This is a genomic window from Bacillus thuringiensis, assembly GCF_001182785.1.
GTDB lineage: Bacteria > Bacillota > Bacilli > Bacillales > Bacillaceae_G > Bacillus_A > Bacillus_A thuringiensis_S.
The window spans coordinates 2,732,029-2,751,870 of the sequence record NZ_CP012099.1 but is presented as its reverse complement, the minus strand read 5'-3'; the positions used below and the strand labels follow the sequence as shown (position 1 = coordinate 2,751,870).

Here is a 19,842-nt window from a genome sequence, read left to right as displayed (position 1 = left end):
AATGAATTTATAGCGGTTTTTATTATATTCTTAAGCAAGATTTTTGCGCTTTTTTGTCCATTTTTTTATAACGAAGTATAAAAGTATAAGTACGACGCCACCAATTGCAAATGATTTCACATACGGACCAGCAATATCGTTTATATTCTCCCAGTTTTCGCCTAGTTTTTCACCTAAATAAATGAAAATAATAGACCAAGGGATAATCGCAAGTGCTGTTAATGTAGTGAAACGTAGTAAAGGCATTTTTGTAATACCAGCAGGAATTGAAATCGCATGACGTACTACTGGAATGAAGCGTGCTGTAAAAATGACGCCAGTTCCGTAACGATTAAACCAATCTTCTGCAGCATCTATTTGTTTTTTATGTATGAAAATATATTTTCCATAACGTTCTAATATGGGGCGTCCGCCGTATCGTCCAAGCCAATAAATAAAGATTTGGGCAATAACACCGCCAATTGTACCGAATACGACTGCACCTATAAATGAGATACTACCATTGAATACTAAGTAACCTGCATAAGCAAGGACTATTTCACTTGGAATAATCTCAATCATAAGTCCAAGCATAATGCCCCAATAACCTAATCCTTCAAAAAACGTTAATACTGAATGAATAAAACTACTTAACATTGTTGCACCTTCTAGTTTATGAATTTTTGAGTATAAGAACCTTTTATTTAATAACGTAAAAGGTTCACTATATGTAGATTATACCTTATTTACATAGGGGATTGCTATTTCAATTCTTTTATGTCTCTCATAAGTATTATAGTAAAGGATATAAGCCGCGTTTTCATGAAGGGTTAATGAAAAGATTATTAAAAATTTCTCATATATCAATGATAATAGACTGAAAATTAAGTATAATGGCATAGGTCTTTCATTTACAAAAATAGGAGGAGAACGTATGTATATTACAGATCCGATTTATGGACCAATCTTTATTCGTGATAGAGATATCCTTCGATTGATAGATACAAAAGCATTTCAAAGGTTGGCGAATATTAAACAACAAGGACATACTTATCTTTTACATGAGAACGCAATACATACGAGGGAAGAACATTCGATAGGTGTATATGTGCTAGTAAATAAAGTGATAGAACATCTTACTGAGATTGGTGACATACATTTATCGAAATATGAACGAAAGCTAGTATCTACTGTAGCCCTTTTACACGATGTTGGACATGGGCCATATTCACATTGTTTTCAGCAAATATCGGGTGAAGATCATGGTGAGTGGACGGTACGAATCATTCAAGAGGACGAAGAAATACGTACGATTTTAAATCAAACAACTGGATTAATAGGTGATGTAACGAAAGTTTTAACAGAAGATGGAGTTTTTCCGATTATAGATGAGCTCTTATTTAATTCATTAGGAATGGATCAATTAGATTTTTGGAATAGAGATTTATATTACTCATCGCTTGAATTAGAAGGTTTACAGATAGAAGAATTGATTGCTAACATGCGTTTAATTGACGGTAAACTTGTTATTGAAGAATCGGGAATCCCCTTCATCGAACAATTAATGAAAATGAAAGAGGGGCTTTACAATAATGGATTTGGCCACCCGTTTGTGATAGGAAAAGACATATTGCTGCAAACAATTTTTAAAATGATAGAGGAGAAAAATCTTTCGTTCTATACTCCTGAACTTCAAAACTTTTTTCATAAAGGAGAGAAGTTAGAAGTAGAAGACTTTCTTCCGTTACAAGATGAAATAATTTTAAATGAAATACAGTGCTTTGCAAAATCAGATGATGTTGAAATAGTATCTTTAATTCAACTTTATGTTTCACCAACTAAAAGTTTATCATTTCAAAAAGGAGTGGAGGGTGATTTTAAAAAGGAAAATAACAATTTAGCGATAATAACTGAGAAAAAGGCGTACAGTTCATATGTAGGTGGTATTTACGTTTATAGTGAGGGGCAGTTAGAGGATATTGTAGAAAAATCCCCTTTTATTCAACAGATAGTGAGATTACCTAAAAAAGAATATGCATATTCTTTTTAAATTGGTTTGAAAACATAAAATAGATGGGGTGGAAATGTGAACTGGGAAGAACGTCTTCTAGAATTGGATGATTTACCAATTATATTAGAATGATATAACGACGAAGAATTACATAACATAGCAGATGTGAAACCATTTAAGCGATATACAATAGAAGAACTTCGGGAGTATTGGACTAAAAAATTAGCGCGGTCTTATGCAAGTTATCATGTAATAATAGTGGGAGATGAAGTAATAGGAAGAGTCGGATTAAAAAAGACGAAATATGATGATACCTATGTGATGGAATACTCTATTCTTATTGGCGTTTCGAATTTATATTCAAAAGGACTTGGAACAGAAATTACAAAGTATTTCATAAGTAAATCGTTTTTAGATTCCGATATACAAGCAGTTGTATTACAGGTAAGGGAAGATAACAAAAGGGCAATTCGTTGTTATGAGAAAGCTGAATTTAAAAAAGTAAAATCATATATAGAGAATGAAGTGAAAGTGTATGATATGCATAGAATTAAGAATGAGAAAATAGCACGGTAAAAAAAGTTAATTCTGAATGTAATGAGGGTTAGAGGGATATATGGAACCTTAAATGACACTACTTGTAGATATGCGTAATACTACGGCTTTATATGAAATGAAACTTAAATTTAAATAAATCAAGCAAGCATTTGTTGTATATTTGGAACAGATGCTTGCTTGTTTCCGTTATAAAAAAATAGAAGCATTTCTGCTCCTATTTTTTAAGGCTTCACATCTAAGTTCTGTAAAAATAACGTTGCTGTTACGTAACGTTTTGCTAACATTTGTACATAAGCGGTATGTACAGAAAGGGTCGCAATAATAATAGCGTTACGAATTGCTTCGCGTTGTTCGTTATTAATTTGATCGAACTTGCTTGCGATTTTATCAGCTTTTTCTTTTACGATGTTTTCAATTGTATGAACTGTATCTGTTGCATTTAGTTGTAAGCAATTCCCTTGATTGAGTTCTTCAAATAGAGAAGAGTATGCTACATATAAATGAACAGGATTGATTAAATCATCACTTCGATCGGCTGGGTCATTAACGATAAGGCGTAATAGCTTACGAATTGATTCAAAATCAAGTGCTGTTTTTAAATCTTCGACAATGAACAGTAAGGCTGCTTGTTCAATCGAATATTTTTTCCCTTTTTGAGGAGAGCCAATCATTTCTTTTATATCTCGTTTCACCCAGTTTTGCATAGCAGTTACAGAGAAACTTGTGTTTTCAATCTGATTGCCAAGCGCAACTATTTCATTTAAAGAAAAACCGACATCAGTATCGTCAATTTTAATCAGCTTTTCAAAAATAGGTGAAAGTGCGGTAGTAATAAAAGCTGTAACGCTTTGTCCGCTTTCAATATCTTTTTTATGTGACTTTGCCCAAGCTTCTTGTAAAATACCGAGAGGCTTTTTCGTATTCCATCCTCTTAGTGATAGAAGAAGGGTAGCCATTTCGTTTCGTGTGAGATGAAATGTTTCCATCTTTTCACCTCCAAAATAATAAAAAGTTCTTATGAACTTATAATATGTTTTGTTTCATTTAAAGTCAATTCTGTTTTGCTTAATTTTTCCTTTGTCACCAAACTGTTGAAAGTAAATAATACTTGCATATTTCGACAAAAGTTCATATAATAAGTTCATAAGAACCTTTAAAATGTTCTTAAAAACAAATCTATCATTCTGAATTTACTAGAAAGATAGATTTCACATATATCTATATAAAAGGAGAATGGATATAATATGTTGAAAAAACTTGTAGCAGTAATGACAGCATTCATGGTTATCTTTGGGGCTAGCAGCTTTATGTTCGTAGATCATGCAGCAGCGAAAAGTTACAAATCTGGTAAAAAATCATTTACACCAAGTTCAGGTCAAAAGTCAAAAGTTGATTTAAACAAAAAAGACTCAAATGTAAATTCTCAAAAAACGACTCCAGATTCAAAAACGAAAGCAACAAACACAGCACCAAAAAGTAATAAAGGAAGCTTTATGAAAGGTTTATTACTAGGTGGTCTTGGTGGTTTACTAATGGGTAGCTTATTTGCAAATATGGGAGCTCTTGGTTCTGTATTAGCGTTTATGGTAAATATGTTAGTAATGGCTGGTATCGTAATGTTAGCAGTTCGTGCATTTAAATACTTCAAAGACCAACGTAAGAAGAAGGCAGATGAAGTAGCATGGAAACAATAAAAATTTCTGAACAAGAATTAATAAATGCGCTTTGCGTATATATAGCTGAAAAAAGACAAGTGGGTCCAGAAGAAGTGTTAGTTGAACTCATGTATGACGATGACTACGGTTTCTCTGCGGAAGTAGAGGTAAATGGTCGCCAGCAAATTTTAATTCAAGCAAACTTAATCGAAGCATTACGCTTATTGCTTGACAGAGAATATAATGTCAATTCATTCGCAGCGAGATTACAACTTGAATTAGATGATGAAGAAGGTATTTACGCATTAGCGAAATTTAATAACTCGGATGAGTAGAGAAAAGAGCTGTTGAGAATAATCTCAGCAGCTCTTTTTAGTATGTGCATATGTAGAAGAATAATCACGCCAAATTTCATTCATCTTTCGTCTACCGATATCTACCATCGGATTAAACTGAATTGCAGCTTTTTGACGAACAGAGTGAACGTTTTGAATGGCGTGATATAATTGTTGGTCGACTATATCATGTTTTTCACCTGCGTATTTAGCAATTGATAGACCTGCAACTGTTCCTTGCGCCATCGCAATTTTTCCGCTTTCAATGCCTGTAATATTGCCAGCTACAAATAAACCAGGAAGAGGGGTTTCCATTGTTTCGGAATGGAGAGGAACATGTCCGCCTAATTCTGAAATGTAATGGAAGGGACAACCAGCTACAGCTGCAAGTTCGGCAAGTGGATATAATCCCCCGGCAATACAAACAAAATCTGCTTCATATATTTTCTCTGATCCATTAATAACATTTCCTTTAGAGTCAATATTAGCAATACGTACACCTTCAACTTGATCTGTTCCGATAATTTCAAGAGCTGCTTTCCGAAGGTGAAGTGGCGTTCCGTTTATTTTCATTCCGCTGTTTGGATAGAATGTTAATCCAGCTTTTCGAATCCAATCATATTTCATAAAGTGGCTACCTATTCGTAAAATAGCAGAAGGAGCGAGTTGTGCTGCATTTAAAAGAGAGTTTAAAACTTCTTCAGGTTCACCAGCTTTTTGACTTAACTCGCTTTTTTCAGGGAGTACAATATGATCTACTTTAATTCCCGCTAATTGCAATTCACTTAAAATGGCGAAAGACAAAATGTTAGCACCAATAATGATTCCTTTTTTTCCAACTTGCACGCGATGAACATTTGTCATAACTTGAGCTGCTCCAATTGACATCACTCCTGGAAGTGTCCAGCCTGGAAGGGGAATAGAATATTCCGCAGCACCAGTAGCAAGTAGTACGAATGGCGCTTCTAACGTACCGATATTAGTATGTACAAACCAATTGTTTTCATCTTTATCTAAATTATAGACCGACACACCGCACCTGATATGTACTGAAAGTGATTCTGCTTCTTCATGAAGTCGCTTCGATTCTTCTATTCCGTTCCACCATTCTCCAGTAGGCTCTTGATGCAACTGTCCTAACAATCTCCCGCCCGGCTTCATAAATTCATCAATAACGAGCACTTTTAGTCCGAAACGAGCACAAGAGATAGAAGCAGATAATCCCGCTGGCCCTGCACCGATAATAATTACATCACTCATCGTTTTTTCACCATCTCTCTCACGATATTCGGATGCTGTTTCCCGCTTTCAACAACCATGTTTTCTTCTACAACAGTTAAGCATGCGCGTACATTTGTTTGATTGTTTACTGTCACGCGGCATTCGGAACAGTGCCCGATATTACAATAAATACCTCGCGGTGTCCCGCTATCTTCATGAACTCTTAATGTCCGTATTTCATTTGCTAACAGGGCAGCAGCTATCGTTTCATGTTCATATGCTTCGTATTGATGACCGTTAAATTGAAAAGTAATACGCTCACTACTTTGTAAAGTACCTAAAATAGGGTGATGTGTAATTCTACTCATTTACTTTCACCTACCGATCCAAAAGTAACTGCACGTATTGGTGGTTGATATTTTAACGGTAGTTCATTAAGAGTTACGCCAGGCTTCGCATTTTCAATCATTCGATCTATCATTATTCTGCATGTACGACCGCCGCAAAATCCCATGCCAGCACGTGTTCTTAGTTTTAATTCTCTTGCCGAGCAGTTATATTCAGCAATTGTCGATTGAAGTTGTCCGTATGTAACCTCTTCACAACGACAAACGATTAAGTTGTTTTTATTTGTCATATGTATTCCTCCTCTAGTTCGGTTTGCACAAATTATATATGCAAAAATCATGCCAATATAGAGGAGGGAGAGAGCTACCTGTAAACGCCTAATCGGTGCATACTGCTTCTTTATTGAAGTCCAAGTTTTTTTAAACGGTTATATAAAGTAGCCCTTGTTACGCCAAGTTGTTTTGCACATTCTAATTTATTGCCATTTAAAATTCGTAAAGCCCTTTCAATAACTTTTTTCTCATGCTCATCCATCTCTTCTTGTAAAGAAAGGATTGTATTATTGTTGCTGAGTAATAGGGAATGAGCTGTATGATTGTCTAAATTTTCGGTTGTATGAAATGGTAAATATTCTTGTTTTATAATTCCGTCTGTCGCAAATACCACAAGTCGTTCAACAACGTTTCGAAGTTCGCGAATATTACCTGGCCAATTGTAATGAAGCAGTTCATGCATAATGCTTGAAGGTAAATCACGAATTGGTCTGTTATAGTTAATTGAAAAATCGTTTAAGAATGAGTATGTGAGTTCGATAATATCCTCTCGTCTTTCACGCAGCGGTGGAATATGCAGGCTAACTACATTTAAACGATAATATAAATCTTCTCGGAAAGTTCCTTTTCTCATTTCTTCTTGTAAATCCCGATTTGTAGCAGCGATAATGCGAAAATCAATATTAATTTCTTTTTCTCCGCCAACTCGGTAATACTTTCGTTCTTGTAGTACACGTAACAGTTTTACTTGCATATCGAGCGGCATTTCGCCAATCTCATCGAGGAATAAAGTACCGCCTTGTGCGAGTTCAATTTTACCTTTTTTCCCTTTACTATTAGCTCCAGAAAACGCCCCACGCTCGTAACCGAATAATTCACTTTCAAATAACGCTTCTGGAATTGCCCCGCAGTTAATCGAAATGAAAGGCGCCTTCACTGCTTCACTTGCTTCATGAATTGCTTTCGCAAATACTTCTTTTCCAACTCCGCTTTCCCCAAGTATTAAAACAGTTGATTTCACCGAACAAACTTTTCTAGCTAATTGTATTGTTCTTTGTATAACAGGACTTTTTCCATTCATCGCAAGAAATGGATCGGATTCATCTTTATACTTTGCCACTTCTTGTTCTAAACGGTGCATTTCATGTGACATATTAAATAGTTTTTCATTTAAAGCGACTTGATTTGTAACATCTGTTTCTGAAACGACTGCTCCTATAATTTCATCATTACAATAAACTGGATTTGAATTAATTAATACGAATAAATCGGGACGAGGCTGATGGAACTGAGCGACTATGCTTTTTCCATCATGTAAAGATTGTAAAATTTCCAAGTCTTTATAATCAAAAAAACGAGTAATCGGTTGCCCAATAATTTCATTATGGTTGACTGAAAATATTTTTTCAGCACCATCTGTCCAAGTTCGAACGCATTCTTTACTATCAATGACTGTAACAGAAGAGTCAGTTGTTTCTATTACGGTGTCATAAAATGCCTGTAGTTCATTGTAGGACTTATAAAGAAATGGAATCATTTGCTGAGAAGTTATACAGCATATCGGCTCATCGTTTTCGTTAAGGATGATAACAGCTAATTCATAAGAAAAAGCGTCAATTAATGCAGTGAATGAGTCATCTACATAAATAATGGTGCAATTATATTCTTCTGTAGTAGAAGGGAGATAATAAAACTTTTCGTTTACTTGCTTAATGTGATTAAGGCTACATGTATGATCGATTAAAACACGTTCCAAAAACTCTTGTATAGTCGGAAATGAAAATGCCATAATGCCCTCCCGTTATGTATAAAAATTTTGACAGTGATAAAAAAATAATACACCTATTTACTATAAATTTGAATTATTTTTACAAATAAAAATATTGTTTATGGAAATTGTATATATGAAGAATTGGCACGTCAATTGCATAAAAGAAAGTGAGAGGTTTAGGGAAAGGAGGAGTATATTGTGAGGCACTGCGACGTTTTAATTATAGGTGGTGGAATAATAGGGTGTTCTATCGCTTATTACACTTCAAAATACGGAAGAGACGTAACAATCATTGAAAAAGGAGAATTTGTCAGCGGGACGTCTTCACGGTGTGATGGGAATATTTTGGCCATTGATAAAGATCCGGGATTTGATAGTCAAATGTCTTTAGTAAGTCAAAAATTAGTAACTGATTTAAGTGAAAAATTAGAGCATTCATTTGAATATAGGGCACCAGGAAGTATTCTCGTATGTGAGTCAGACGAAGAGATGGAAGCTGCGCAGCAATGGGTAAATCGGCAAAAAGAAGCTGGATTACCGTTTCGAATGCTTGATAGGCAAGATATAAGAGAAGAGTCGCCTTTTTTTGCTGATGATTTATTAGGAGGTTTAGAATGTGCGACGGATTCAACTGTGAATCCATATCTCCTTGCTTTCTCGCTTCTGTCAGAGGCACAAAAGTTTGGCGCAAAAGCCTTTAAGCAGACCGAAGTAAAGAGTATGAAAATAGAGACGAATGGTTCATTTGTTGTAGAAACTACAAATGGTACTTTTACAGCAAAACAAGTTGTAAATGCAGCCGGTGTATGGGCTACTAAGATTGGACAGATGTTGGATATAAATATACCAATTGAACCGAGAAAAGGGCATATTATTGTAGCTTCAAGGCAACAACACGTAGGGTGCCGTAAAGTAATGGAATTCGGTTATTTAATTTCTAAATTTGGCGGAAAACGAAAAGTAGATGCTTTAACTGAAAAATACGGGGTTGCGCTCGTATTTGAGCCTACTGAAAGTCAAAATTTCTTAATTGGAAGTAGCCGTGAATTTGTAGGGTTTCATACGAGGATAAACAATGAAGTCATTAAATGTATCGCAAATAGAGCAATTCGCTTTTATCCGAAAATGGCAGATATGATGGTAATACGTTCTTACGCTGGTTTACGTCCGTGGACAGAAGATCATTTGCCGATTATTTCACGAGTGGAACATATTCCGAATTATTTCATTGCCGCAGGACATGAAGGTGATGGGATTAGTCTTGCAGCAGTTACTGGGAAAGTAATTGAAGAGTTATTAAATGAAAAAGAGACAATTATTCCTATTGAACCACTTCGTTTGAGTCGTTTTACAGAAAGGGTGTTAAACGGATGAGGTCACAAAGAGTCTTTACGACTATTGATACACATACGGGCGGGAATCCAACGAGGACATTAATTAGCGGACTTCCAAAGTTGATTGGAGAGACGATGGCAGAGAAGATGTTACATATGAAAAAGGAATATGATTGGATTCGAAAATTGTTAATGAATGAACCGCGTGGTCATGATGTAATGTCAGGGGCATTATTAACAGACCCGTGTCATCCTGAGGCTGATATAGGTGTTATATACATAGAGACAGGTGGATACTTACCGATGTGCGGTCACGATACAATCGGTGTATGTACAGCGTTAGTTGAATCAGGTTTAATTCCAGTAGTTGAACCGATTACTTCTTTAAAACTAGATACCCCGGCTGGCTTAGTGGAAGTAGATATTGCTGTTCAAGATGGAAAAGCAAAAGAGGTATCTTTCTGTAACATACCAGCTTTTTTATTGAAAAATATTACTGTACACGTCAAAGACATTGGAACTGTAGAGGCTGATATTGCGTATGGAGGGAATTTTTATGCCATTATTGATGCGAAGTCAGTAGGTCTAGAATTAGTACCAGAAAATGCATCTACAATCATCGATAAGGCGATTCATATAAGAAACACAATTAATGAGAAGTTTGAAATTACTCATCCAGAGTATTCGTTTATAAGAGGATTAACACATGTTGAATTTTATACAGATGCTACTCATGAATGTGCGCATGTGAAAAATACAGTTGTTGTACCACCAGGCGGAATAGATCGATCCCCATGCGGTACAGGAACATCTGCGAAGCTAGCTGTATTATACGCTCAGAAAGAAATCAAAATTGGTGAAGAGTTCATTCATGAGAGTATCGTTGGTTCTTTATTTAAAGGATATGTCATGAATACGACACATGTTGAAAATATTGAAGCTGTCATAACGAAAATTACGGGATCAGCTTGGCTTATGGGTATGCATAAATTTTTTTACAATGAAATGGATCCACTCAAAGAAGGATTTTTGCTAATTCCGCCGATGGAACATGAAACGGAGGATATAAAATGAACATTCAAAAAATGTATACAGCAGTAGACGTACATGTAAATGGCGAGGCATTTCGTGTAATGAAGGACGTACCATGCAAATACTACTACAGTTTGGAGCAATTAAATGAACAATTTTCAGGTGAATTAGCAGAAGAGATGCAGCTTTTATTAAATGAACCACGTGGTTTTATTGGTTTGAATGGGTGTATTGTCGTTCCAGCTATCCATAATGAAGTAGATGCAGCTGTATTATTTTTTAATCATGAAGGTTCGATTCCGCTTCATTATGGGGGCATTGTTGCGGTAATAACGATGTTACTCGAAAGTGGGTATTTAAAAAAGAGAGAGTCCAATCAATATAAAATTGAAACGTTATCTGGAATATTTTTAGTTCATGCGTATGTAGAGAATGATGAAGTTATATCTGTTTCGTTTGAAAGCAAACTATGCTATATGATTGAGGAAAATTTAAAGAGTGGTAATATCACTTACTCTCTCATACAGGCAGATAAAGTATATGCAGTAGTAGAAAAGGATGCGTATTCACCAGAAATCTGTATGGAAAATATTTCTGAATTAAAAAAATGGGGAGAAGCTACGCTTCAAGCTATAAAAAAGGAACTACTTATAAAAAGACTTATATTAATAGATTCCTTGAATAAAGAGGAAAACCATATAAAATCGATTACATTTCATGAAAATAATTTTATTGTTCGTTCACCGGGGTTTGTTTCTACTATTGTTTCCTATGTTCATGCATTATTTAAAAATGATTATATGGCGGATCAACCTTTTAAAAATGAAAGTATATTTAATAGTTTTATAACTGTGGAAAAAGTGAAGAAGGAGGAACTAGGATACATTTTCCGTTTTGAAAGTAGAGGATTTATTACAGGGATGCAGACGTTTCTATTAGACCCTACGGATCCGTTTCCGGCAGGTTTCTTATTAAAATAAAATGTGATAGGGAGAGATAAATATGCAAAAAATTAAAGGGGCATTTCCAGTATTAATAACACCGATGGATGAATTTCAGGAAATTAATTGGGATGGGGTAAAACAAAATGTAAATTACTTTATCGAACAAAAGGTTGCAGGTGTCATCATTAATGGAAGTACAGGAGAGTTTGTAAGTTTATCAAAAGAAGAACGATTTAAAATGGTAGAAACCGTGTTGAAAGAAATTGATGGCCGTATTCCAGTCATTGTTGGAACTGCAGCAGAGACGACGAAAGAAACAATTGAATATACGAAACATGCAGAAGCACACGGAGCGGATTGTGCATTAATTATAAACTCTTACTATTGTAAACCGAAGGAAGAGGAGATTTATTTTCATTTTAAAGAAATCTCAAACTCTGTAAATATACCAATTATGTTATACAATAATCCATTTACTTCTGGTGTTGATATGAGTACAGAGCTAATGCTCCGTATTGGAAAAGAGTGTGAAAATGTTACACATATTAAAGAATCTAGCGGAGATATTCGAAAAGCGAGAGATTTAGTAAGACAAAGTGAAGGGGCTTTCCAAGTCTTCTGTGGTTCTGAAGATTTAGTTATGGAATCATATTTAGTTGGTGCTTCGGGATGGGTTTCAGTAGCAGGAAATATCGTTCCCGGTCTCGTTACAAAAATGTATGAGCATTTTCAAAATGGTGAATTAGAAAAAGCATGGGAAATAAACGATGCTATTTTACCACTTTGCGAGTTTCTTGAAGGGTCAGGGAAATATGTTCAAATCGTTAAACGTTCCATGGAATTACATGGGCAAGCGGGAGGACCTTCTCGCTATCCAAGACTAGGATTAACTGTTAACGAAGATCAAAAGCTTCAAACGATTTTATCAAATATTGCAGCTCATGCAGCTGTTTAAATAAGGAGGAGAACATAATGTTAAAGACAAATATTGAGCTGAAACCAAAAGTGGAAGCGTTTTTAAATGAAGAAATTAAAATGTTTATTAATGGCGAATTTGTTTCTGCTATTGGCGGAAAGACGTTTGAAACGTACAATCCAGCAACAGAAGATGTTCTAGCAGTCGTATGTGAAGCGCAAGAAGAGGATATTGATGCTGCAGTAAAAGCAGCAAGATCTGCATTTGAATCTGGTCCGTGGGCAGAAATGACTACTGCTGAAAGAGCGCATCTTATTTATAAATTAGCAGATTTAATTGAAGAACATAGAGAAGAGTTAGCGCAATTAGAAGCTTTAGATAATGGGAAGCCGTATCAAGTAGCACTTGAGGATGATATTTCAGCGACTGTAGAAAATTATCGTTATTACGCAGGATGGGCTACAAAAATTATTGGGCAAACAATCCCGATTTCAAAAGATTACTTAAACTATACGAGACATGAACCTGTAGGTGTTGTAGGTCAGATTATTCCGTGGAACTTTCCGCTCGTTATGTCTTCTTGGAAAATGGGAGCTGCACTGGCGACAGGTTGTACGATCGTATTAAAACCAGCAGAGCAAACACCTTTATCCTTACTATATACAGCAAAACTCTTTAAAGAGGCTGGATTTCCAAACGGTGTTGTAAACTTTGTACCAGGCTTTGGTCCTGAAGCAGGAGCGGCAATTGTAAATCATCATGACATTGATAAAGTTGCTTTTACAGGATCTACTGTTACAGGAAAGTATATTATGCGTCAGTCTGCAGAAATGATTAAGCATGTAACGTTAGAGCTTGGCGGCAAATCACCAAATATCATTTTAGAAGATGCGGACTTGGAAGAAGCAATTAGTGGTGCATTCCAAGGTATTATGTATAATCACGGTCAAAATTGTAGCGCAGGATCACGTGTATTTGTTCATCGTAAACATTATGAAACTGTAGTAGATGCACTTGTGAAAATGGCGAACAACGTAAAACTTGGAGCAGGTATGGAGAAAGGAACGGAGATGGGTCCACTCGTATCTAAGAAACAACAAGAGCGTGTGTTAAATTACATTGAGCAAGGGAAGAAAGAAGGTGCTACAGTTGCGGCTGGTGGCGAACGTGCGCTTGAAAAAGGTTATTTCGTTAAGCCAACTGTATTCACAGACGTTACAGACGATATGACAATCGTTAAGGAAGAAATATTTGGACCAGTTGTTGTTGTACTTCCATTTGATTCGACAGAAGAAGTAATTGAACGAGCGAACAACTCATCCTATGGTCTTGCTGCGGGTGTATGGACGCAAAATATCAAAACGGGTCATCAAGTGGCAAATAAATTAAAAGCAGGAACAGTGTGGATTAATGATTATAACTTAGAAAATGCAGCTGCACCATTTGGTGGATACAAACAATCTGGTATTGGCCGCGAATTAGGTTCATATGCGCTTGACAATTATACAGAAGTGAAAAGTGTTTGGGTAAATATAAAGTAATAGGGCGTTTTACTGACAAAAATTGAGGGATGAAATAATGAAAGATGCGGACAACTAGAAAGTTTGATAATAGTTGTCCGTTTTCTTATATACAAAATTGTTTTTCAAAAGAATGATAAGGGGGATTTGGATGGAGAATTTAGTAGAATGGTTAGTAGGGCAAGTGTGGAGTATCGGTTTAGTTGTTTTTGCATTAGGGGCAGGCGTATATTTCACGATTGCAACACGCTTTTTGCAAATTCGTTATTTTAAAGAGATGATTAAACTATTATTTGAAGGAAAGAGTTCAGAGACGGGAATATCATCTTTTCAGGCATTTTGTTTAGCCTTATCAGGAAGAGTTGGAATTGGTAATATCGCAGGGGTAGCGACAGCAATCGCTTTCGGCGGGCCTGGAGCTGTATTTTGGATGTGGGTAATGGCTTTGTTAGGGGCAGCGAGCGCGTTTGTTGAATCAACATTATCTCAAGTATACAAAAGTAAAGTAGGGAATGAATATCGCGGCGGTACTCCATATTTCATTGAGAAAGGTTTAAAAATGAAATGGTTTGCAGTCATTGTAGCGGTAGTTGTAACACTTTCATATGGCGTGTTATTACCAGGTATTCAATCTAGTAGTATCGCAGTTGGATTTGAAAACTCTAATGGTATTAACAAATATATAACTGGTATATTTTTAGTCGTGTTACTAGCAGCAATTATTTTTGGTGGTGTAAAGAGAATTGCTGGCGTTTCTCAAATGCTTGTTCCATTTATGGCAATTGGCTATGTAATTGTTACATGTATCATATTAATTGCGAATGTATCGGATATTCCAAGTATGTTTGCTTTAATTTTCTCTAGCGCATTTGGTGTAAATGAAATGTTTGGTGGAATTGTTGGTGCAGCTATTGCATGGGGCGTCAAACGCGCTGTATTTTCAAACGTTGCTGGTGTCGGAGAAGCGACGTATAGTTCGGCGGCTGCTGAAGTATCGCATCCTGCAAAACAAGGATTAGTTCAAGCGTTTTCCGTATATATCGATACAATTGTCGTATGTACAGCGACAGCTCTTATGATATTAATTACAGGTATGTATAATGTTATACCTGAAGGGAAAAGCGCTATTGTAAAAAACATAGGAAATGTGGAAGCAGGTCCAATTTATACGCAACAAGCAGTTGAAACTGTGATGACAGGGTTTGGTCCAATATTTATTTCAATTGCGATTTTCTTTTTTGCATTTACAACGTTACTCGCTTACTACTATATCGCTGAAACAACACTTACTTATTTAGATCGTCAATTGAAGTATGGCTGGTTAAAACCAGTTTTAAAATTTGGATTTTTAATTATGGTTTACATCGGTAGTGTTGAATCAGCGTCGCTTTTATGGAATCTTGGAGATTTAGGAATTGGTAGTATGGCATGGTTAAACTTAATCGCGATTCTATTATTAAGTAAAATCGCATTAAAAGTGTTAAAAGACTATGAAACGCAGAAAAAAGAAGGGAAAGATCCAGTATTTGATCCTAAAAATGTAGGGATTGAAGGATTAACATTTTGGGAAGAAAGAAGTAAAGAGGTTGAAAGGAAAAGTTCTAGAGAAAAAGTTATAGTAGATGATAATTTAAAATTATAACCTAAATTAACTGAAAATTCTTAATTTTAAAGGGGTATATTGCCTTCATTTCATCACATACTACAATAGGTATGGATAAAATGACTGGAGGGAATAAGATGGAACATGAGCAACATAGTTCGATAAATGATATTCTACACCATTATAAAGAAGGTATAGGTAGTTTTACAAATCAAATTCCTGAAATCGCTGAGACATATAATGCGTTCACGCAAGCTTGTTTTCAAGAGGGTACTTTAACAAAAAGAGAAAAACAACTTATTGCATTAGGAATTAGTTTAGCAACGCAAGATGAGTATTGTACAATTTATCATACAAAAGGTTGTCTTGATCAAGGATGTTCGGATAAAGAGATTCTGGAAGCATGTGGTGTTTCAGCAGCATTTGCTGGCGGAGCTGCGATGAGTCAAGCGGTAACTTTAGTACAAGAATGTTTAACAGAACTGAAAAATCAAAAGCATTGAATAGAAAAACGTTTTAAACTTTATGTTTAAAACGTTTTTTATGTGAAATTAAATTTGAGTATAAAAATTATCTAGGATGGGTTCAATTTATGGTTATACAATAAAGGAAGAATTTCAAATTTAGTAAGAATGAGAAATAACAACTATTTATTTAATTTTAAGGTTTTGTAAAAAGCTTCAATTGTTTCATATAATCAATAGCTTTTGTTTTGTTTTTCTGTTTAGAAACATAATGTGCTTCATGAAAATCTCTATAGTAACTGTTTACTACTTCTTCAGAAAGAGCTCTGTCAGAGATAGCTCTTTTAACCGCGCAGTATGGTTCGTTTGTATGTGAACAGTTAGAAAATTTACATCTCATAGAAATCTCTTTTATATCTTCATATCCAAAATCAAAATTCGCCTCAAGGTTTATCAAGTCAAATCCTATTTTACTAATAAGAAATCCCTCCACTTTTGAAAGAGTCTTTTAGAAACACACATACAAATTTTATCGTTTTCAGTTTGTATTCACTTTAATATTTCATATCTTTATAAATAGATGTTTCTACATCAGGAAGAACTGTGTATATACTCTTACCGATTAAAACTTCTAATTCTTGCTTAATTGCATAAAAACCTTTCCAATGTAAAGATGTATGAGATGTTGTACCATGACGCAAACCAACTGAAATTAATCTTCTTTCCAGCGTAGTAAAGCCATCTGCGTCAGCAAGAGCGTCACAAAGAGTAATTACTTTATTATATAAGTCGTAGTTACTATGTTCATTCAATATTGCAACTAAGCGGCTTTTCATATGGTCAGGAACGAGATTCCATTCCGCTGCGATATCTATATGTTCATTTTTACAGGGAAATGAGTGTGTCACACAAATAATGGCGTTTCCTGTATATCCTAAATCATTCATATACATATAACCATCATAGGAATGAATGACCGATTTGGTAAAACCTTTGTATCTCCCGATATCATGCAAAAGGGCAGCGTTATATGCTATGTCAGCGTCTAGGTCATACCCTTTTTTGATAAGCTCTATAATTATGTTTTCAGTTGCATGAGCAACATGTATTGAATGTCCAAACCAAGGGCCGGGGTTTTGTTCATATGCCCATTCGAGTAATTCTTTTGCATATGTTCTATCTAATATATATTTCATATAGTTATCCTTTCACTAAAAAAATCATATCCTAAATAAATTCATCTTATTATTTCATTATTCCTTCTTTAAAAATTGTTACAATGAAACAAAAGGGGGAAAAGTAATGCGAAATTTAGTAATTGAAGAAATTAAGCAACTAGAAAATGATATGGAAGAACTTTCGAAACTTTTGAAAACGGTTGTAAATGATGGGGCATCAATTGGTTTTTTGCCTCCACTGGAACAAAAAGACGCAACAAAGTATTGGCAAACAGTATTAGCGCCAGAAGTGATATTGTATGTGGCTAAAATAAACAACGAAGTAGCAGGGAGTATTCAATTACAATTAGTTACAAAGCCAAACGGAATTCATAGAGCCGAGATTTGCAAATTAATGACTCATCCAAACTTTAGATGTAACGGTATTGGACGATTGCTTATGCAAAAAGCAGAGGAACGAGCGAAGGAAGAAAACAGGTCTCTTTTAGTATTAGATACTAGAGAAGGAGATCCTTCCAATAAATTGTACAAATCACTAGACTACCAAGAAGTTGGAACAATACCAGGGTATGCAATTTCTCCGAATGGAAAGTTAGATGCTACGGTTCTTTATTATAAATGCATATAAATTGTGATTAAAAGGTTATCATACTGAATAATAAGAAACTATTTTAACACCGTCTATATTTTTCTGGCGGTGTTAAATAAATTTATTGATATAATCCATTTAACGCACTAAATGAATTTGAGAAAGTTTTTAGAGGGTTCTTTTAGTAATGATTCTCGTCTTATAATAAATGTAGAGAAGATGACTAGCCAACTATAGTTATTTTCGCTTTATTATCGGAAGGGGATGAAAGAATGAAAAAGAATAGTTTACAAAAGATGAAGAAAGTTATTTTAAGTGGTGGCGTATTACTTACGGGATTATTAACATTTGGATTTTCAGAAAAGGCTTCAGCTCATGGATATGTAGAATCACCAGCGAGCCGATCTTATTTATGTAAGCAAGAGGTAAATGTAAATTGTGGACCAATTCAATATGAACCACAAAGTGTAGAAGGGATAGGTGGATTTCCGCAACTAGGACCTTCTGATGGACAAATTGCAGGGGCTGGTCACTTTCCCGCTTTAGATGTTCAAACTGTAGATAGGTGGAAGAAAGTTACGTTAAATGGCGGGACGAATACATTCAAGTGGAAACTAACGGCTCCTCATAGTACGAAAGAGTGGAAATATTATATTACGAAAAAAGGTTGGAATCCAAATAAACCTTTAACGCGATCAGATTTAGATTTAGTGCCATTCTATGTGGAAAATGACGGTGGAGCTAGACCGGGGACAACAGTAACGCACGAAGCAAATGTACCAACTGACCGTAGTGGATACCATCTTATTTTAGCTGTTTGGGAAATTGCAGACACTGGAAATGCGTTTTATCAAGTTATAGATGTAAACCTTGTGAATAATGGCTTAGCTTCAAATTTCGCTTTTAACAATGTAGTGCAAACTCCTACACTATTTTAATTGAAACATATATTTCGATCATCTAATTCATTTTAGATGATTTTTTTTATGAAAATGATGAAAAATATAGAAGAAAGTGCAATTATTTATAAAAAAATATGCTTTAAATATTGTCATATTTGCTTCTTTAAGATATCCTTTTCATGAAGAGGTGGAAAACATGGAAAAAGTACTAGTTTTCGGGCATAAAAACCCAGATACAGATGCAATTTGTTCTGCAATTGCTTATGCAGAATTGAAAAAAGAATTAGGAATGAATGCTGAGCCTGTACGTTTAGGCGAAATCAGCGGTGAAACTCAATTTGCGTTAGACTATTTTAAAGTAGAAGGACCGCGTTTTGTTGAGACAGTAGCAAGCGAAGTGGACAACGTTATTTTAGTTGACCATAACGAGCGTCAACAAAGTGCTAACGATATCGAATCAGTTCGTGTGTTAGAAGTTATTGACCATCACCGTATTGCTAACTTTGAAACAAGCGATCCTATATACTATCGTTGTGAGCCAGTGGGATGTACAGCTACAATCTTAAACAAAATGTACAAAGAAAATGGCGTTACAATTCGTAAAGAAGTTGCAGGTTTAATGTTATCTGCAATTATTTCAGATTCTTTACTATTCAAATCTCCAACTTGCACAGAACAAGACGTAGCAGCTGCTCGTGAATTAGCGGAAATCGCTAGTGTAGATGCTGATAGCTACGGCTTAGAAATGTTAAAAGCTGGTGCTGACTTAAGCGGAAAAACAATGGAGCAATTAATCTCTCTTGACGCTAAAGAATTCCAAATGGGTAATGCGAAAGTTGAAATCGCACAAGTAAACGCTGTTGATACAAACGACGTTCTTGTACACCAAGCGGAACTTGAAAAAGTAATCTCTGCAGTAGTAGAAGAAAAAGGTTTAGACCTATTCTTATTCGTTGTAACTGATATCTTAACTAACGATTCTGTCGGTCTTGCGATCGGTAAAGCAGCAAACGTAGTTGAGAAAGCATACAACGTATCACTAGAAAACAACACAGCTACATTAAAAGGTGTTGTATCTCGTAAAAAACAAATCGTACCAGTATTAACAGAAGCATTCCAAGCTTAATTTTATTGAGTACACATAAACAGCAAGGACAAGTAGTCAGATTGGCTACTTGTCCTTTTTTATCTCTAAAAAACAGAAAATTAA

The 19,842-nt window shown here is 35.3% G+C and carries 21 protein-coding genes and 1 pseudogene; 14 read left to right on the top strand and 8 right to left on the bottom strand.

Annotation, left to right across the window (positions count from 1 at the left end; translation table 11 throughout):
* Positions 1-30: 30 nt before the first annotated feature.
* Positions 31-636: an undecaprenyl phosphate transporter UptA gene (gene uptA, locus AC241_RS14250; RefSeq protein ID WP_000952913.1), complete on the bottom strand. Its 606-nt coding sequence runs from the start codon at positions 634-636 to the stop codon at positions 31-33.
* 277 nt (positions 637-913) lie between these two features.
* Here uptA and AC241_RS14245 point away from each other — a divergent pair, with 277 nt between their 5' ends.
* Positions 914-2,029 (top strand): HD domain-containing protein, encoded by a 1,116-nt coding sequence (locus tag AC241_RS14245; RefSeq protein WP_016081260.1) that lies wholly within the window; start codon positions 914-916, stop codon positions 2,027-2,029.
* 36 nt (positions 2,030-2,065) lie between these two features.
* Positions 2,066-2,566, top strand: a pseudogene (locus tag AC241_RS14240) (GNAT family N-acetyltransferase).
* 203 nt (positions 2,567-2,769) lie between these two features.
* Here the strand turns inward: AC241_RS14240 and AC241_RS14235 are convergent.
* Positions 2,770-3,534, bottom strand: a complete 765-nt coding sequence (locus AC241_RS14235; protein WP_000447231.1) for a DUF1836 domain-containing protein — start codon at positions 3,532-3,534, stop codon at positions 2,770-2,772.
* 258 nt (positions 3,535-3,792) lie between these two features.
* On the opposite strand from AC241_RS14235, the gene AC241_RS14230 reads away from it, so the two are divergent.
* Both AC241_RS14230 and AC241_RS14225 read left to right on the top strand, forming a co-directional pair.
* Positions 3,793-4,242: a hypothetical protein gene (locus tag AC241_RS14230; RefSeq protein ID WP_000914478.1), complete on the top strand. Its 450-nt coding sequence runs from the start codon at positions 3,793-3,795 to the stop codon at positions 4,240-4,242.
* Positions 4,230-4,538 carry a YxcD family protein gene (locus AC241_RS14225; protein WP_000447759.1) on the top strand — a complete coding sequence of 103 codons (309 nt, stop codon included), beginning with the start codon at positions 4,230-4,232 and terminating at the stop codon, positions 4,536-4,538. Before AC241_RS14230 ends, AC241_RS14225 begins: the two co-directional genes overlap by 13 nt.
* Positions 4,539-4,562: 24 nt before the next feature.
* On the opposite strand, the gene AC241_RS14220 is transcribed toward AC241_RS14225, so the two are convergent.
* From AC241_RS14220 to AC241_RS14205, 4 genes are all read right to left on the bottom strand, one after another.
* Positions 4,563-5,798, bottom strand: coding sequence for an NAD(P)/FAD-dependent oxidoreductase (locus tag AC241_RS14220; protein WP_043935651.1), 1,236 nt, complete (start codon positions 5,796-5,798; stop codon positions 4,563-4,565).
* Entirely contained in the window at positions 5,795-6,127 is a 333-nt protein-coding gene (locus AC241_RS14215; RefSeq protein WP_000087063.1) for a (2Fe-2S)-binding protein, read from the bottom strand. The genes AC241_RS14220 and AC241_RS14215 overlap by 4 nt, the downstream gene beginning before the upstream one ends.
* Positions 6,124-6,396, bottom strand: coding sequence for a (2Fe-2S)-binding protein (locus tag AC241_RS14210; protein WP_043935649.1), 273 nt, complete (start codon positions 6,394-6,396; stop codon positions 6,124-6,126). Before AC241_RS14210 ends, AC241_RS14215 begins: the two co-directional genes overlap by 4 nt.
* Positions 6,397-6,506: 110 nt before the next feature.
* Positions 6,507-8,168: a sigma-54 interaction domain-containing protein gene (locus tag AC241_RS14205; protein ID WP_043935647.1), complete on the bottom strand. Its 1,662-nt coding sequence runs from the start codon at positions 8,166-8,168 to the stop codon at positions 6,507-6,509.
* Between the two features lie 180 nt (positions 8,169-8,348).
* Here AC241_RS14205 and AC241_RS14200 point away from each other — a divergent pair, with 180 nt between their 5' ends.
* From AC241_RS14200 to AC241_RS14170, 7 genes are all read left to right on the top strand, one after another.
* On the top strand, positions 8,349-9,524 hold the full coding sequence (locus tag AC241_RS14200) for an NAD(P)/FAD-dependent oxidoreductase (RefSeq protein ID WP_029442560.1): 1,176 nt from the start codon (positions 8,349-8,351) through the stop codon (positions 9,522-9,524).
* Positions 9,521-10,558: a proline racemase family protein gene (locus tag AC241_RS14195; protein ID WP_016081265.1), complete on the top strand. Its 1,038-nt coding sequence runs from the start codon at positions 9,521-9,523 to the stop codon at positions 10,556-10,558. Before AC241_RS14200 ends, AC241_RS14195 begins: the two co-directional genes overlap by 4 nt.
* Positions 10,555-11,496, top strand: a complete 942-nt coding sequence (locus tag AC241_RS14190) for a proline racemase family protein (protein ID WP_050843950.1) — start codon at positions 10,555-10,557, stop codon at positions 11,494-11,496. Before AC241_RS14195 ends, AC241_RS14190 begins: the two co-directional genes overlap by 4 nt.
* Positions 11,497-11,518: 22 nt before the next feature.
* Positions 11,519-12,415 carry a 4-hydroxy-tetrahydrodipicolinate synthase gene (gene dapA / locus AC241_RS14185; protein ID WP_043935646.1) on the top strand — a complete coding sequence of 299 codons (897 nt, stop codon included), beginning with the start codon at positions 11,519-11,521 and terminating at the stop codon, positions 12,413-12,415.
* Between the two features lie 17 nt (positions 12,416-12,432).
* The gene (locus AC241_RS14180) at positions 12,433-13,917 is read left to right on the top strand and encodes an aldehyde dehydrogenase family protein (protein WP_000920977.1); all 1,485 of its coding nucleotides are present in this window, start codon (positions 12,433-12,435) and stop codon (positions 13,915-13,917) included.
* Between the two features lie 130 nt (positions 13,918-14,047).
* On the top strand, positions 14,048-15,538 hold the full coding sequence (locus AC241_RS14175; protein WP_016081269.1) for an alanine/glycine:cation symporter family protein: 1,491 nt from the start codon (positions 14,048-14,050) through the stop codon (positions 15,536-15,538).
* Positions 15,539-15,609: 71 nt separating this feature from the next.
* Positions 15,610-16,002: a carboxymuconolactone decarboxylase family protein gene (locus AC241_RS14170; protein ID WP_172452194.1), complete on the top strand. Its 393-nt coding sequence runs from the start codon at positions 15,610-15,612 to the stop codon at positions 16,000-16,002.
* Positions 16,003-16,159: 157 nt separating this feature from the next.
* Here the strand turns inward: AC241_RS14170 and AC241_RS14165 are convergent, their stop codons facing one another.
* Entirely contained in the window at positions 16,160-16,456 is a 297-nt protein-coding gene (locus AC241_RS14165; RefSeq protein WP_224413438.1) for a P-loop NTPase family protein, read from the bottom strand.
* A 61-nt stretch (positions 16,457-16,517) separates the two neighbouring features.
* Positions 16,518-17,159 (bottom strand): HD domain-containing protein, encoded by a 642-nt coding sequence (locus tag AC241_RS14160; protein WP_043935642.1) that lies wholly within the window; start codon positions 17,157-17,159, stop codon positions 16,518-16,520.
* A 106-nt stretch (positions 17,160-17,265) separates the two neighbouring features.
* On the opposite strand from AC241_RS14160, the gene AC241_RS14155 reads away from it, so the two are divergent.
* The 3 genes from AC241_RS14155 to ppaC all read left to right on the top strand — a co-directional run bounded on the left by AC241_RS14155 (position 17,266) and on the right by ppaC (position 19,758).
* On the top strand, positions 17,266-17,769 hold the full coding sequence (locus AC241_RS14155) for a GNAT family N-acetyltransferase (RefSeq protein ID WP_029442555.1): 504 nt from the start codon (positions 17,266-17,268) through the stop codon (positions 17,767-17,769).
* 233 nt (positions 17,770-18,002) lie between these two features.
* Positions 18,003-18,668: a lytic polysaccharide monooxygenase gene (locus AC241_RS14150; protein WP_050843948.1), complete on the top strand. Its 666-nt coding sequence runs from the start codon at positions 18,003-18,005 to the stop codon at positions 18,666-18,668.
* Between the two features lie 160 nt (positions 18,669-18,828).
* Positions 18,829-19,758, top strand: coding sequence for a manganese-dependent inorganic pyrophosphatase (gene ppaC, locus AC241_RS14145; RefSeq protein WP_029442553.1), 930 nt, complete (start codon positions 18,829-18,831; stop codon positions 19,756-19,758).
* Positions 19,759-19,842: the final 84 nt, after the last annotated feature.

Excerpts from the sequence above, each read along its gene's own strand:
- uptA (WP_000952913.1), bottom strand. The coding sequence starts at position 636 with ATGTTAAGTAGTTTTATTCATTCAGTATTAACGTTTTTTGAAGGATTA.
- AC241_RS14245 (WP_016081260.1), top strand. The coding sequence starts at position 914 with ATGTATATTACAGATCCGATTTATGGACCAATCTTTATTCGTGATAGA.
- AC241_RS14235 (WP_000447231.1), bottom strand. The coding sequence starts at position 3,534 with ATGGAAACATTTCATCTCACACGAAACGAAATGGCTACCCTTCTTCTA.
- AC241_RS14230 (WP_000914478.1), top strand. The coding sequence starts at position 3,793 with ATGTTGAAAAAACTTGTAGCAGTAATGACAGCATTCATGGTTATCTTT.
- AC241_RS14225 (WP_000447759.1), top strand. The coding sequence starts at position 4,230 with ATGGAAACAATAAAAATTTCTGAACAAGAATTAATAAATGCGCTTTGC.
- AC241_RS14220 (WP_043935651.1), bottom strand. The coding sequence starts at position 5,798 with ATGAGTGATGTAATTATTATCGGTGCAGGGCCAGCGGGATTATCTGCT.
- AC241_RS14215 (WP_000087063.1), bottom strand. The coding sequence starts at position 6,127 with ATGAGTAGAATTACACATCACCCTATTTTAGGTACTTTACAAAGTAGT.
- AC241_RS14210 (WP_043935649.1), bottom strand. The coding sequence starts at position 6,396 with ATGACAAATAAAAACAACTTAATCGTTTGTCGTTGTGAAGAGGTTACA.
- AC241_RS14205 (WP_043935647.1), bottom strand. The coding sequence starts at position 8,168 with ATGGCATTTTCATTTCCGACTATACAAGAGTTTTTGGAACGTGTTTTA.
- AC241_RS14195 (WP_016081265.1), top strand. The coding sequence starts at position 9,521 with ATGAGGTCACAAAGAGTCTTTACGACTATTGATACACATACGGGCGGG.
- AC241_RS14190 (WP_050843950.1), top strand. The coding sequence starts at position 10,555 with ATGAACATTCAAAAAATGTATACAGCAGTAGACGTACATGTAAATGGC.
- dapA (WP_043935646.1), top strand. The coding sequence starts at position 11,519 with ATGCAAAAAATTAAAGGGGCATTTCCAGTATTAATAACACCGATGGAT.
- AC241_RS14180 (WP_000920977.1), top strand. The coding sequence starts at position 12,433 with ATGTTAAAGACAAATATTGAGCTGAAACCAAAAGTGGAAGCGTTTTTA.
- AC241_RS14175 (WP_016081269.1), top strand. The coding sequence starts at position 14,048 with ATGGAGAATTTAGTAGAATGGTTAGTAGGGCAAGTGTGGAGTATCGGT.
- AC241_RS14170 (WP_172452194.1), top strand. The coding sequence starts at position 15,610 with ATGGATAAAATGACTGGAGGGAATAAGATGGAACATGAGCAACATAGT.
- AC241_RS14160 (WP_043935642.1), bottom strand. The coding sequence starts at position 17,159 with ATGAAATATATATTAGATAGAACATATGCAAAAGAATTACTCGAATGG.
- AC241_RS14155 (WP_029442555.1), top strand. The coding sequence starts at position 17,266 with ATGCGAAATTTAGTAATTGAAGAAATTAAGCAACTAGAAAATGATATG.
- AC241_RS14150 (WP_050843948.1), top strand. The coding sequence starts at position 18,003 with ATGAAAAAGAATAGTTTACAAAAGATGAAGAAAGTTATTTTAAGTGGT.
- ppaC (WP_029442553.1), top strand. The coding sequence starts at position 18,829 with ATGGAAAAAGTACTAGTTTTCGGGCATAAAAACCCAGATACAGATGCA.